The following is a 12151-nucleotide window of genomic DNA, read 5'->3' on the forward strand; positions in this document are numbered from 1 at the left end:
CTGCCATACCCAATGACCTGCCGCGCTAGATGTACTGACCATCGGAGGTACTGAACACGGCGGCACGGCCAGATGATCTTGAAGGTGAAGGAGGGCGGCCCTCGGGCCTCACTGGACCGCCCCGCTGACCGAGACCGGACGGCTGTGCCCGGCCCGCTGCGTCGTGGAGGCCCGTTGGCCGCTGCGTCGGGCCGCCGACTGGTCCTCGCGCCCGCACCGCGTCCCGCGCCGCCCACCAGCACCGAGCAGCGGATCGTCAAAATACGGATCGTCACAGTACGGATGCTGCGCCGCTGGGACCGGCCCGCATCGCCTACCTGCTCGGCCTTAACCCCGCCACCGTCCACCGCGTCCTGACCCGCTACGGCCTGCCCCGACTGGGGCACCTGGACGGCGCCGCCGGACGGGCCGTCCGCACGCCTTCGACCTCTTCAGGTAGTCCGGGTCGCCTGTGATCGTGGTGCCTTCGGGGAACCGCCGCGCTGACGGCTGCACCCGGTTACGCGGCTCCACCGGAGGTGGATGTGCGGTTGACACCACTTCGTAGCTCGCAGTGATCGCCCCCTAGCAATCTGTCCCGCATATCGAGCGCCGTCGACCGGCGGCGGCGAAGGGACAGGTCAGCCGATGAAGAACACGAGGACGGCCGGGGTCGAGCGTGACTTTCCGGCGTGGATGGTGTGGGTGTCACGGCAGGGTGCGTACTGGGGCGCCGTGCGGCGCGACCCGAGTTCGTCGCTGCCTCCGACCGTCATCGCCGACTCCGAGGACGAGTTGCGCGCGGCCCTGGCCGTCCAGCCGAGCGGCGGGGAGCTGAGCCAGTGAATCCGGCCGCCGGCCTCAAGCCCTGGATCCCCGGCTTGCAGGTCTGGTACGGGCTCTACACGCGCTCGTGGTGGGCCTTCGTCCCCGGTCGCCCGGACCGTCTGATCGAAGCCGCGTCCCCGGAGCATCTCGTCCAACGGCTGCTCCCGCTCGCGGGACGCCAGGCCATGCGGTCCCGGTGGTGATCACACGACGATGGTGATCTCGGCGGCGAAGACCGCGCCGGGGGTGATGCGCAGGGCGTCGGTCCATATGTCTCGCCAGTGTGCGTTGCCCGTCAGGCGGGCGCCCCAGTATTCGTCCTGCGTGGACGTCAAGGGCAGTGGTGGTTCGCGCCGCAGCGACATCGTGATGCTCTTGATGTGCAGGTCGACGAAGCGTCTGGCGACCGGCTCGGACTTGAACTCGGCCCATGCGACGCCGCAGCCGCCCTCCGGGTTGCCGAACAGGGTGAGGGTGCCCAGGTAGGTGCCGTCCTCCGTACGGACCTTCTCCGCGCGGTATGCCTTGGTCCGGCCGCGCTTCGCCTTGCAGTTGGCGACGATGGGGTCGCTGTTGTCAGGCAGAAGGCCGGCCGGGTTCAGTGTGGCCGGAACCGGGATGGCGGTCGGCCGGAGCTCCACGTGGATGGTGCGCGGTCCCCTCGTATGCACCACCAGCGTCCAGGCGAGGAACGGCAGTAGCACCACCAGCGTCACCGCGATGGACGCCCATACGCCGCGACGGTCCTGCCCGGCCCTGGGGTCGGCTGCTTCTGCGGCACCGTCCGGCATCGCGGGCATCGGCTCGGGAGGCGCAGAAGGAACCCGGACAACGCCCCGGGCGGCTTCAGGGGCCGTCCTACCGGATGCGAGGGGGCGCGTGATCCTGCGTTCGTCCGCTCCCCGTCCCCGCAGTCGCGTGGACAACCGGCCGCGAGAGTCCGCGCCGGTCTTCGTGGCACCGCCCCCGGCACCACCGGCTCCGGCGGCGTCCACCGACATCGGCCCGACGCGCCTCCGCCGCCGCGACCTCGTCATACTGCTCGCCGCCGCACTGCAGGCGCTCTCCATCACGCTGTGCCTGCCGTTCCTCGTCTGGCTCCAGGCGACGAAAGCCCACCAGGTGGTCGAACGCCACGGCCTGCATCTGTCGTTGGCCGGTATCAAGCGCGGCCACACCAAGGCATATGGCGCAATTCCGATCCATACGGTGGACGGGACCTACCTCGGCACCCTCACCCTGTTCGGCAACCCGGGGGGCGGCTGCGGCGTCGCATGGGCCGAGTTCAAGTCCGAGCCGGTCGCCGAACGCTTCGTCGACCTGCACATCAAGAGCATCAGGATCTCGCTGCGGCGCACATGCGCATCTCGGCTCACGTCCACCGCGGACGAGTCTTGGGGCGCCCGCCTGACGGGCGACGCACACTGGCGGGACATATGGACCGACGCCCTGCGCATCACCCCCGACTCGGACTTCACCGCCGAGATCACCATCGTCATGGCCGACGGCTGGGGGCCTCAGTGTGCGGGCCCGCCGGCCCTTCTGCACATGCGCTCTTCCGAGCCGCCGTTCCATGCCGCCCGGCGGCGGGGCGGTGGGGCTCGCCGGTAGGGCACTGGTTGGTTGGGGCGCGGCTGGGCGGGAATCCGTGTGCGCATGGAGATACCGCGGACCCTCGTGCTGACCGGGCATTTCCCGCCGGAACCGGGCGGAGTGCAGACGTTCACATGGGAGCTCGTGCGGCGGCTGCCGGCTGAGCGGCTGGTCGTGGTGGCGCCGGCGCGGCCGGGGGCGGCGGAGTTCGACGCGGGGCTGGGGTTCCCGGTGGTGCGGCGGCACGGGTACCTGCTGTTCCGGGGGCTGCGCCGGATCGTCGCGCGGCACCGGGTGCGGACGGGGTGGATCACCGCGGCGGCGCCGTTCGGGATGTACGCGCCGCTGGTGCGGGCGGCGGGAGTGCGGCGGCTGGTCGTCTCGGCGCACGGGCAGGAGCTGGGCTGGTTCCGGGCGCCGCCGACGCGGGCGGCGCTGCGGGCGGCGGCGCGGTCGTTCGACGTGCTGACGCACCTGTGCGAGGAGACGCTGCCGGAGCTGGCGGACGCCGTCGGCGACCGGACGCGGCTGGTGCGGCTCGCCGGGGCCGTCGACACGGTGCGGTTCCGGCCCGGTCTGGACGGGGCCGCGGTCCGGCGGCGGCACGGGCTCGGCGACGGGCCGGTGGTGCTCAGCGTGGCGCGGCTCGTCCGGCGCAAGGGGCACGACATGCTGATCCGCGCCTGGACGGACGTGGTGCGGCGGCGCCCGGACGCGCGGCTCGTCATCGTCGGGGACGGCCCCATGCGCCGCCGGCTGGAGGAAATGGCGGAGGTGCACGCGCCGGGGACGGTCACGCTGACCGGTCTCGTCTCGGCGGCCGACCTGCCGCGCTACTACGCCGCGGCCGACGTGTTCACGCTGCCGTGCCGCGACGACCGGCGGGGGTTGCAGACGGAGGGGCTCGGGCTGTCGGTTCTCGAGGCGTCGGCGGCGGGGCTGCCGGTGGTGGTCGGACGGTCGGGGGGCAGTTGCGCGTCGCTGCTCGACGGGCGGACGGGGGTGCTGGTCGACGCGACGGGCCCGGACGAGCTGGCGCTGGCCCTGCACCGCCTGCTCGACTCCCCGGATCGGGCCGCCGCGATGGGCGCGGCGGGGCGGCGGTGGGCGTGCGAGACGTGGAGCTGGGACACCGCCGCCGCCCGGCTCACCGGGCTGCTGGCGGGCCCGGCCGCGCCGGCGCGGCCGGAGAGACCGGGGATGGAGCCCGCGTGGGACTCAAGGAGCAGCTGAGCCGACGGGACTTCCGGCGGCTCATCGTCGGGCAGACGGTCTCCTCCTTCGGCGACTGGATGGGCACGCTGGCGCTGATGTACTTCGTCCTGGAGCTGAGCGGCTCCACGACGGCGGTGGGCGGGGTGCTGGTGCTGCGGCTGCTGCCGTCCGCGGTGGGCGCGCCGCTGGCGGCGCGGGTGGTGACGCGGTGGCGGCGGCGCAGCGTGATGCTGTGGTCGGACCTGATCCGGACGGGCATGGCGGTGGCACTGCCGATCGTCCCGTGGCTGGTGTGGGTGTACTTCTGGGCGTTCGTCATCGAGGTGGTGGGGCTGGTGTTCCTGCCGGCCAGGGACGCGGCCATCCCCTTCCTGATCGAGGACGAGGAGGAGGAGCACGACACCGGCACCCTGGAGATGGCCAACGGCATCACGATGGCGACGTCCTACGGGATGATCCCGGTGGGCGCGGGCGCGTTCGGGCTGCTGCTGTGGCTGTCGAACATGGCGGGCTGGGAGGGCCACTGGCGGTACGTGGTGGTGTTCTGGCTGAACGCGGTGACGTACATCGTGTCGTACTTCGCGATCCGCTCGATCCCGGACCTCGGGCCGGGTCCGGCGGAGCGGCGGCGGATGGAGCACACCGAGAAGGAGGCGCAGGGCGGCTTCTTCCGGTCGCTGCAACTGCCGGTGGTGCGCGGCGTCCTGCCGGGGGTGGCGGTGGTGGCGCTCGGGCTGGGCGCGCTGTTCTCGCTGGGCGTGGTGTTCGTCCGGAACGTCCTGGACGCGGGCCCGGTGGGGTTCGGGGCGCTGGTGGTGCTGTTCGGGGTGGGCGCCCTCACGGGGCTGCTGCTGATCCACCGCAACGCGGGCAGCCTGATGACGCAGATCAAGCTGGGGACGGCCGCGCAGGGCGTGGTGATCGCGTCGATGGGGGCGCTGGGGTCGATCTGGTGGTCCTACATCGGGGCGGTGCTGTTCGGCGCCGCCGCGACGAGCGCCCTGGTCGGCGGCATCACCTTCCTCCAGGAGCAGCTGAGCGGCGTGGAGCGCAACCTGGCGCTGACCGCGTTCCACGCCGTGCTGCGGTTCGGGCTGGCGCTGGCGGCGCTGGTGTCGGGCGTCGCGGCCGACCTCCTGAAGGAGGCCGGCGCGACGCCGCTCGGCCTGGCGCCGGGCCAGTTCGTGCTGGCCGCGTCCGGGCTGGTGGTGCTGGCGGGCACCTTCCTGATCCGGGCGCCCGGCACCGGCCGGATGTCGTTCAGCTGACCCGTGTTCAGCTGACCTGCGTTCAGCTGACCCGCGTTCAGCCGACCCGCGTTCAGCTGACCCGTGCGGGCTCCGGTTCCGTGCCGACCTCGACCTCGGCGGCCTCTCCGCGCGTGTTGGCGGCGCGCAGCGCGACGGCCGACGCGGCGGCCAGGAAGACGGCGCACGCCAGCAGCGCCCGGGAGAAACCGGAGGTCATCGCCTCGCTCGGCGGCGCGCCGTCCGCGAGCAGCCCGCTGGTGCGGGACGTCGCCAGCGCGGAGAAGATCGCCAGGCCGAGCGCGCCGCCGAGCTGCTGGGACGCGTTGAGCAGGGCGGCGGCGAGCCCGGCCTGGTCCGGCGGGACGTTGGCGTTGGCGGCGGTCGTGACGGCGACGAACGCCGCGCCGAGCCCGAACGAGCTGACCAGCAGGCCCGGCAGCAGGTCGGTGAGGTAGGAGCCGTCGACCGGGATGCGCGACAGCCAGTACACGCCGCCGGCGGCGAGCAGCAGCCCGGCGACGAGCACCGGGCGGGTGCCGGTGCGGGTGAGCAGCCGGGAGGCGATCCCGGCGGCGATGCCGACGCCGAAGCACAGCGGCAGGTAGGCCGAGCCCGTCCGCATCGGCGAGTAGCCGAGGACGTTCTCCATGTAGAGGCTGAGGAAGAAGAACATCGAGCCGATGCCGGCGATGGCGACGAGCTGGGTGACGTCCGCGGCGGCGAGGCCCCGGATCCGGAAGACCGACAGCGGCAGCAGCGGGTTGCGGCCGCGCTGCTCGACGGCGAGGAACGCCAGCAGCAGGGCGAGCGACCCGGCCAGGCCGCCGATGGTGCGGGCCGCGTCCCAGCCCGCGTCCGGCGCCTTGACCAGCGTGTACACGAGCAGCAGCATGCCGCCGGTGACGAGGACGGTGCCGAGCAGGTCGAAGTCGGCGAGGCGCGCGCTGCGCCGGTCGCCCTCGACGAGCAGGAACAGCCCGGCGATCACGAGGACGCAGACGGGGACGTTGACCAGCATCACCCAGCGCCAGCCGGGCCCGTCGGTGAGCAGCCCGCCGAGCAGCACCCCGGCGGCGGACGCGCCGCCCGCGACGCCGCCCCATACGCCGAGCGCCTTGCTCCGGTCGCCGCCCTCTCGGAACGTCGTCGTCAGGATCGACAGCGTGCCCGGCAGCATCAGCGCGGCGCCCGCGCCCTGGGCGAGGCGCGCGCCGATCAGCATGCCGGGCGCGGTCGCGAGGCCGCCGACGACGGACGAGAGCGAGAACAGGACGGTGCCGGCGACGACGACGCGGCGGCGCCCGAGCAGGTCGGCGAGGCGGCCGCCGAGCAGCATGAACCCGCCGTAGGTCAGCAGGTAGCCGGACGGCACCCACTGCAGGTCCTGCAACGAGAAACCGAGGTCGCCGCGTATCGCGGGCAGCGCCACGTTGACGATCGAGGCGTCGATGAAGTCGAGGAACGCGATCGTGCACAGCAGTGTCAGCGTCAGCCTGCCGCGCCCGGTCGCGAGGAAGGACGGTCGTGTCTCCGTCATGGAGCCCTCCGAGTGGTGTCGTTTCGCGATCCTGGGAGGGCGCGGAGGGACGGGAGTGTGACGCCCGCCCGCCGGTGTGAGGTCCAGATCACAGTTCGCCCGGCGATGTCACACTCGGCGCGGGGCGCGACCTCTCAGGGGTGAGCGCACAGGAGGTCGAGCCATGCCGGACGGCACCGCAGGGGACGAGGCCACGAAGGTCTTCGCCGACCACCGGGAGCTGCTGTTCTCGGTCGTCTACAACATGCTGGGCAGCGTCGCCGACACCGAGGACGTCCTGCAGGACGCCTGGCTCGCGTGGACGGCCCGCCGCGGCGACCGCGACGCCGCGGCGGTCGAGAACCCGCGCGCCTACCTGGTGCGGGTCGCGGTCAACACGGCGCTGGCGCGGCAGGCCGCGATCAGCCGCCGCCGGGAGACCTACGTCGGCCCGTGGCTGCCGGAGCCGCTGGTGCGGGACGAGGCGGCCGCGGACGAGCCCGCCGAGCGCGCGGAGGCGGTGTCGATGGCGCTGCTCGTCGTGCTGGAGACGCTGACGCCGCTGGAGCGGGCGGTGTTCGTCCTGCACGAGGTCTTCGGGTACCGGCACACCGAGATCGCGCCGATCCTGGACCGGACCCCGGCGGCCGTCCGGCAGATCGCGCACCGGGCCCGCGAGCACGTGCAGGCGCGCCGTCCCCGCTACCAGGCCGACCCGAAGGTGCAGCGGCAGGTGACGGAGCGGTTCCTGGACGCGGCGATGGGCGGCGACATCGCGTCGCTGATGGGCCTCCTCGCCCCCGACGTGACGCTCTGGACGGACGGCGGCGGCAAGCCCGGACGCAGCGGGGCGCTGCGCCCCATCCGCGGCGCCGACAAGGTGGCGCGGGCCATCGCCGGCACGGCGGGCCGCCGGACGGCGGGCCTGGACATCCGCTATCGGACGGTCAACGGCGACCCGTCGGCGGTGCTGTTCGACGCGGACGCCCCGTTCGCCGTCATGGTCCTCGACCTGGACCGGGACGGCGACCGGGTCCGCGGCGTCTACGCCGTCACCAACCCCGACAAGCTCGCCCACGTCACCGACGACGGCCGGGCCTGAGCCGCCGCCCGCGGCCGGTTCGCGCGGGCACCTCGCCAAATTCCTACTAAATCAGTCGGAATAGTTGCTTTTTGGCCCGGGTCGTGTTTCGCTACCGGTCAGCGGGTCCGGACGCCCCCGCTCCGAGGCGCCCCGGGACCGCCGCCCCGTCGACCCGTCCGTCATCCGTCATCCAGGAGGTGGGCCATGTCCCAGTTCGACATCCGCAAGATCGGAGGCCGCATCGGCGCCGAGGTCGTCGGCGTCGACGTCCGCGAGCTGAGCGGCGCGCTGTTCGGCGAGATCCAGGAGGCCCTGCTGGAGCACAAGGTGCTGGGGTTCCGCGGCCAGGACCTCACCGACGAGGACCAGATCGCCTTCGCCGCCCGCTTCGGGCCGCTCACCGGCGCGCATCCGACCGTCCCGGGGGCCGACGACCACCGGGAGATCCTGCCGGTCGACGGCGAGGCGCAGCGGGCGAACCACTGGCACACCGACGTCACGTTCGTCCAGGCGCCGCCGAAGATCAGCACCCTGCGCGGCCTCGTCATCCCGCCCTTCGGCGGGAACACGCTGATCGCCAATACCGGAGCCGCCTACCGGGACCTGCCGGAGGAACTGCGCACGCTGGCCGACCGGCTCTGGGCCGTGCACACCAACGACTACGACTACGTGAAGCGGCCGAGCAGCGGCGCCGACCCGGTGAAGGCGGCCGAGCACCGCAAGGCGTTCGTGTCGCAGACGTGGAAGACCGCGCACCCGGTCGTCCGCGTCCACCCCGAGTCGGGCGAGCGCAACCTGTTCATCGGCGGGTTCGCGCAGAGCATCGTCGGGCTGCCGCCGCAGGAGGGCCGGACGCTGCTCGACCTCTTCCAGCGGTACGTGACCCGGCCGGAGAACATCCTGCGGTGGGCGTGGGCCCCGGGCGACCTCATCGTGTTCGACAACCGGATCACGCAGCACTACGCGTCCGACGACTACGGCGACCTGCCGCGGCTGCTGCACCGCGTCACCGCCGCCGGCGACGTCCCGGTCGGCGTGGACGGGAAGCAGAGCTACCGCGTCGAGGGCGACGACGCCTCGCACTACACGCCGTCCGCCGTCTGAGCCCGTCCGCCGCTTGAGGCGTCTGTCGCCTGAGCCGCACGCCGCCAAGCCGTCCGCCGCCTGAGCCGCGCGCGCGTCCGGAGACCAGGGCCCGGGGCAGGGGTGGCCCCGGGCCCGCCCGGTCTCAAGCCGCCCGATCCCGGGCCGTCCAGTGTCAGGGTCTGGGCAGGACGCACATGGCGTCGAGGCCCAGGACGCGGTTGAGGCGGCCGAACGCCAGCCACGAGCCGATGCACATGCTCAGTTCCACGATCTCGCGCTGGTCGTAGTGGGCGGTCATCCGCTCCCAGAACTCCTCGTCCAGGCCGTGGTGGTCGAGGATGTAGCGCTCCGCGTACTCGGCGGCCAGGCGCGTCCGGTCGTCGAAGGCGTCGGTGGTGCGCCAGTCCGCGACCGCGTCGGCGAACCCCTCCTCGACCTTCCGGCCGTCCCGCTCCGTCCGCCAGTCGAGGCAGAACAGGCACCCGTTGAGCTGCGCGACGCGCAGCCGGGCCGCCTCGAACTCGCGCAGGCCGAGGGTGGTGTGCTCGTACACCGCGAGCGACAGGCGGGACGCGGCGGGGCCGATGCCGGGCACCAGCTCGCCCCACGCGTACTGGATCGGGTCCTTGCCTTCGGGGACGTCGAGGTTCATGGGCGGGTGCCTCCGAGCCTGCCCACCGCGGGGCGCAGCGGGACGTCGAGTGCGTCGTAGAGTCCGGGTTCGGCGTCCACCAGCCAGTCGATGGCGCTGACGAGCCGCCCCACCGCGGTGGCGTTGCCGCCGGCGGCGCGGTTGCCGTGCTCGTCGGTGGCCTCGACGGTGACCTCGATGCGCGGGACGCCCTCGATGATGACGCGGTGGGCGCCGTCGCCGTCCGGCGGCACGGGCCAGTCGGGCGCGCACGACGGGTGGATGCGGGTGACGTGCTCCACGACGATGCGGGGTTCGCCCTCCACGATGCCCTGCACCTCGAACCGAACCGCGCCCTGCGTGCCCTTCTCGAAGTCGCCCATGGAGGCGGTGGTGATGGTCTCGTCCAGCGGACGCCGCTCCAAGGTCTCGCGGACCTCGTCCAGCTCGACGCCGAGCGCGCGCGCCATCATCCTGACCTGCCCGCCCCACACCATGGTCGGGACGGTCGCCGCCAGCATGGGCGGCTCGTAGTCCATGGGCTGGCCCATGCCGACCAGGTAGCGGACGGAGTCGGGCTGGTCGTAGGTGGAGTAGTCGAAGATCTCCTGGCAGCGGACGACGTCGATGACGCCGCCCAGCCCGCTGATCATCAGCGGCAGGACGTCGTTGCCCCAGCCCGGGTCGACGCCGGAGACGAACAGCGAGCCGCCGCCCTCGGCGATGGCGTCGAGCACCGCCTCGCGCATCTCGGGAGGCGCGTTGCGCTGGTCGTAGAGCGCGTACAGCGCGGGGGTGACGACGACGGCGCCGGCCCGGATCGCCCTCAGGATGTCGGCGAGGGCGTCGTCCGGGCGGATGTCGCCGGACGCCGCGTAGACCACGGCCCGCGGCCGGGCGCCGAGGACGGCGCCGATGTCGGTGGTCGCCGCGACGCCGAGCTCGCGGCCGAGGCCGGCGAGATCGCCCGCGTCCCGTCCGGCCTTGCCCTGGTCGTGGACGATCACGCCGGTGAGTGTCAGCGCCGGATGGGCGTCGACGGCGCGCAGGGCGAGCCGCCCCACGTTGCCGGTGCCCCAGACGATCGCGGAGATCATGGGCGGAATGTAACAAAGCCCACGTGCCTTGCCAAGCAAGCACTTGGTTAACAGCCTGTGACCTGGCAACACTCGTCCGTGATGACCGGTAAGTTACTTTTGCGTAGCTAGTGACTTCCCTCGCTCGTCGATATAGAACCTGTTCCAATCTCAGCGACAGTGAGGGAGGTCACATGACCGATTCGGTCATGCCCAACGGGAGTCTCGGCGCTGTTTCGCGCCGCGGGTTCCTTGTTGGAACCGGTTCCATTCTGGGGCTCGGCCTGATGGGCGGCACCGCCGCGTCCGCCGCCGCGTCCAGCGCCGCGGCCGGCCCGATCGGCGACGGCGCGCACGTCCCGGTGCTGATCATCGGCACCGGCTACGGCGGCTCCGTGGCCGCGCTGCGGCTCGCCCAGGCGGGCGTCGACGTGCACATGGTCGAGATGGGGATGGCCTGGGACACCCCCGGCTCGGACGGCAAGATCTTCGCCAACACCCGGACGCCCGACTACCGGTCGTTCTGGCTGCGGACCCGCACCAAGCAGCCGCTCAGCAACTTCCTCGGCTTCCCGATCGACAAGGACGTCCCCCGCTACACCGGGATCCTGGACGCCGAGGAGTTCTCCGGCATCACCGTCTACCAGGGGCGGGGCGTCGGCGGCGGCTCGCTCGTCAACGGCGGGATGGCGGTGACGCCGAAGCGCTCGCGGTTCAGCGGCGTCCTCCCCTCGGTCGACGCCGACGAGATGTACGACGTGTACTACCCCCGCGCCAACGCGGGCCTCGGCGTCAACACGGTCGACCGCGCCTGGTTCGACAGCACCGACTGCTACCAGTACGCGCGGGTGGGGCGGAAGCACGCCGAGCGCTCGGGGTTCGAGTTCGTCTACGTCCCGAACGTGTACGACTTCAACTACATGAAGCAGGAGGCCGCGGGCGCGGTGCCGAAGTCGGCGCTGGCCGCGGAGATCCTCTACGGCAACAACCACGGCAAGAAGTCGCTGCAGCAGACCTACCTGGCGCAGGCGAAGGCCACCGGACGCGTCTCCATCTCAGCGCAGCACCGCGTCACGTCGGTGTCGCCCGCGTCCGCCGGCGGCTACACCGTCGCCATCGAGCAGATCGACACCACCGGCGCCGTCACCGGCACCAAGACGGTGCGGGCCGACAAGGTGTTCTTCGCGGCCGGCAGCGTCGGCACCAGCAAGCTGCTGGTCAAGCTGAAGGCGACCGGCGCGCTGCCGGCGCTGAACGGCGAGGTCGGCAAGGGCTGGGGCGACAACGGCAACGTCATGTGCGGCCGCGCCAACCACCTCTGGGACCCGACCGGCAGCCTCCAGTCGTCCATCCCGACCGGCGGCATCGACAACTGGGAGGCGGGCGGCGCGTTCGCCGAGGTCGCGCCGCTGCCCACCGGCATCGAGACGTGGGCCTCGTTCTACCTGTCGATCACCAACACCCCGCACCGGGCCGCGTTCTCCTGGAACGCGGCGGCGGGACGGGTCGACCTGAACTGGCAGACCGGCTGGAAGCAGACCAGCATCGACATGGCCAAGACGATCTTCGACAAGATCAACAAGAAGGAGGGGACGATCTACCGGACCGACCTCTTCGGCGCCTACAAGATCTGGGGCGACCACCTCACCTACCACCCGCTCGGCGGCGCCGTGCTGAACAAGGCCACCGACAACTACGGCAGGCTGCGCGGCTACTCCGGGCTCTACGCCATCGACGGGTCGCTGATCCCCGGCAACACCAGCGTCAACCCGTTCGTGACCATCACCGCGCTCGCCGAGCGCAACATCGAGAAGATCATCGCCACCGACCTGTGACGACGCGCTGAACGGGATCCGGCCACGGGCGCGTGTGGCCGGACAGCCGCACCCGGAC

At 72.3% G+C, this 12151-nt stretch carries 12 protein-coding genes and 1 pseudogene; 9 read left to right on the top strand and 4 right to left on the bottom strand.

Features of this window, described 5'->3' with window-relative positions:
• Positions 1 to 124: 124 nt before the first annotated feature.
• From CHF16_RS08760 to CHF16_RS08770, 3 genes and pseudogenes are all read left to right on the top strand, one after another.
• Positions 125 to 416: pseudogene (locus CHF16_RS08760) on the top strand (IS481 family transposase); the annotation flags it as partial.
• A gap of 211 nt (positions 417 to 627) precedes the next feature.
• Positions 628 to 825 carry a hypothetical protein gene (locus tag CHF16_RS08765; protein ID WP_089325427.1) on the top strand — a complete coding sequence of 66 codons (198 nt, stop codon included), beginning with the start codon at positions 628 to 630 and terminating at the stop codon, positions 823 to 825.
• Positions 822 to 1010: a hypothetical protein gene (locus CHF16_RS08770; RefSeq protein ID WP_089325428.1), complete on the top strand. Its 189-nt coding sequence runs from the start codon at positions 822 to 824 to the stop codon at positions 1008 to 1010. The genes CHF16_RS08765 and CHF16_RS08770 overlap by 4 nt, the downstream gene beginning before the upstream one ends.
• Here the strand turns inward: CHF16_RS08770 and CHF16_RS08775 are convergent, their stop codons facing one another.
• Positions 1011 to 1598: a hypothetical protein gene (locus tag CHF16_RS08775; protein ID WP_143227921.1), complete on the bottom strand. Its 588-nt coding sequence runs from the start codon at positions 1596 to 1598 to the stop codon at positions 1011 to 1013. It lies immediately after the preceding gene.
• Between the two features lie 88 nt (positions 1599 to 1686).
• Here CHF16_RS08775 and CHF16_RS08780 point away from each other — a divergent pair, with 88 nt between their 5' ends.
• From CHF16_RS08780 to CHF16_RS08790, 3 genes are read left to right on the top strand one after another with little or no spacing between them, the layout of a single operon-like run.
• Positions 1687 to 2418 (top strand): hypothetical protein, encoded by a 732-nt coding sequence (locus tag CHF16_RS08780; RefSeq protein ID WP_143227922.1) that lies wholly within the window; start codon positions 1687 to 1689, stop codon positions 2416 to 2418.
• A gap of 45 nt (positions 2419 to 2463) precedes the next feature.
• Positions 2464 to 3633: a glycosyltransferase family 4 protein gene (locus tag CHF16_RS08785; RefSeq protein WP_218826595.1), complete on the top strand. Its 1170-nt coding sequence runs from the start codon at positions 2464 to 2466 to the stop codon at positions 3631 to 3633.
• On the top strand, positions 3612 to 4883 hold the full coding sequence (locus CHF16_RS08790) for an MFS transporter (protein ID WP_089325431.1): 1272 nt from the start codon (positions 3612 to 3614) through the stop codon (positions 4881 to 4883). Before CHF16_RS08785 ends, CHF16_RS08790 begins: the two co-directional genes overlap by 22 nt.
• A 52-nt stretch (positions 4884 to 4935) precedes the next feature.
• On the opposite strand, the gene CHF16_RS08795 is transcribed toward CHF16_RS08790, so the two are convergent.
• Positions 4936 to 6402, bottom strand: coding sequence for an MFS transporter (locus CHF16_RS08795; RefSeq protein ID WP_089325432.1), 1467 nt, complete (start codon positions 6400 to 6402; stop codon positions 4936 to 4938).
• A gap of 163 nt (positions 6403 to 6565) precedes the next feature.
• Here CHF16_RS08795 and sigJ point away from each other — a divergent pair, with 163 nt between their 5' ends.
• Both sigJ and CHF16_RS08805 read left to right on the top strand, forming a co-directional pair.
• Positions 6566 to 7483, top strand: a complete 918-nt coding sequence (gene sigJ, locus CHF16_RS08800) for an RNA polymerase sigma factor SigJ (protein WP_089325433.1) — start codon at positions 6566 to 6568, stop codon at positions 7481 to 7483.
• Positions 7484 to 7669: 186 nt separating this feature from the next.
• Complete coding sequence (locus tag CHF16_RS08805) at positions 7670 to 8569, top strand: TauD/TfdA dioxygenase family protein (RefSeq protein ID WP_089325434.1); 900 nt, start codon at positions 7670 to 7672, stop codon at positions 8567 to 8569.
• Between the two features lie 154 nt (positions 8570 to 8723).
• Here the strand turns inward: CHF16_RS08805 and CHF16_RS08810 are convergent, their stop codons facing one another.
• Together CHF16_RS08810 and CHF16_RS08815 are read right to left on the bottom strand one after the other, a co-directional pair.
• Positions 8724 to 9203, bottom strand: coding sequence for a carboxymuconolactone decarboxylase family protein (locus CHF16_RS08810; protein WP_089325435.1), 480 nt, complete (start codon positions 9201 to 9203; stop codon positions 8724 to 8726).
• Positions 9200 to 10279 carry an NAD(P)H-dependent amine dehydrogenase family protein gene (locus CHF16_RS08815; protein WP_089325436.1) on the bottom strand — a complete coding sequence of 360 codons (1080 nt, stop codon included), beginning with the start codon at positions 10277 to 10279 and terminating at the stop codon, positions 9200 to 9202. Before CHF16_RS08815 ends, CHF16_RS08810 begins: the two co-directional genes overlap by 4 nt.
• A 173-nt stretch (positions 10280 to 10452) precedes the next feature.
• Here CHF16_RS08815 and CHF16_RS08820 point away from each other — a divergent pair, with 173 nt between their 5' ends.
• Complete coding sequence (locus CHF16_RS08820) at positions 10453 to 12093, top strand: GMC oxidoreductase (protein WP_089325437.1); 1641 nt, start codon at positions 10453 to 10455, stop codon at positions 12091 to 12093.
• The last annotated feature ends 58 nt before the right edge of the window (positions 12094 to 12151 follow it).

The sequence above is a fragment of the Actinomadura meyerae genome, from assembly GCF_900188445.1.
Taxonomy (GTDB): Bacteria; Actinomycetota; Actinomycetes; order Streptosporangiales; family Streptosporangiaceae; genus Spirillospora; species Spirillospora meyerae.

Bases quoted from the DNA above. Each gene is read 5' to 3' on its own strand.
- CHF16_RS08795 (WP_089325432.1), bottom strand. From the start codon at position 6,402: ATGACGGAGACACGACCGTCCTTCCTCGCGACCGGGCGCGGCAGGCTG.
- CHF16_RS08805 (WP_089325434.1), top strand. From the start codon at position 7,670: ATGTCCCAGTTCGACATCCGCAAGATCGGAGGCCGCATCGGCGCCGAG.
- sigJ (WP_089325433.1), top strand. From the start codon at position 6,566: ATGCCGGACGGCACCGCAGGGGACGAGGCCACGAAGGTCTTCGCCGAC.
- CHF16_RS08765 (WP_089325427.1), top strand. From the start codon at position 628: ATGAAGAACACGAGGACGGCCGGGGTCGAGCGTGACTTTCCGGCGTGG.
- CHF16_RS08810 (WP_089325435.1), bottom strand. From the start codon at position 9,203: ATGAACCTCGACGTCCCCGAAGGCAAGGACCCGATCCAGTACGCGTGG.
- CHF16_RS08775 (WP_143227921.1), bottom strand. From the start codon at position 1,598: ATGCCGGACGGTGCCGCAGAAGCAGCCGACCCCAGGGCCGGGCAGGAC.
- CHF16_RS08785 (WP_218826595.1), top strand. From the start codon at position 2,464: ATGGAGATACCGCGGACCCTCGTGCTGACCGGGCATTTCCCGCCGGAA.
- CHF16_RS08815 (WP_089325436.1), bottom strand. From the start codon at position 10,279: ATGATCTCCGCGATCGTCTGGGGCACCGGCAACGTGGGGCGGCTCGCC.
- CHF16_RS08820 (WP_089325437.1), top strand. From the start codon at position 10,453: ATGACCGATTCGGTCATGCCCAACGGGAGTCTCGGCGCTGTTTCGCGC.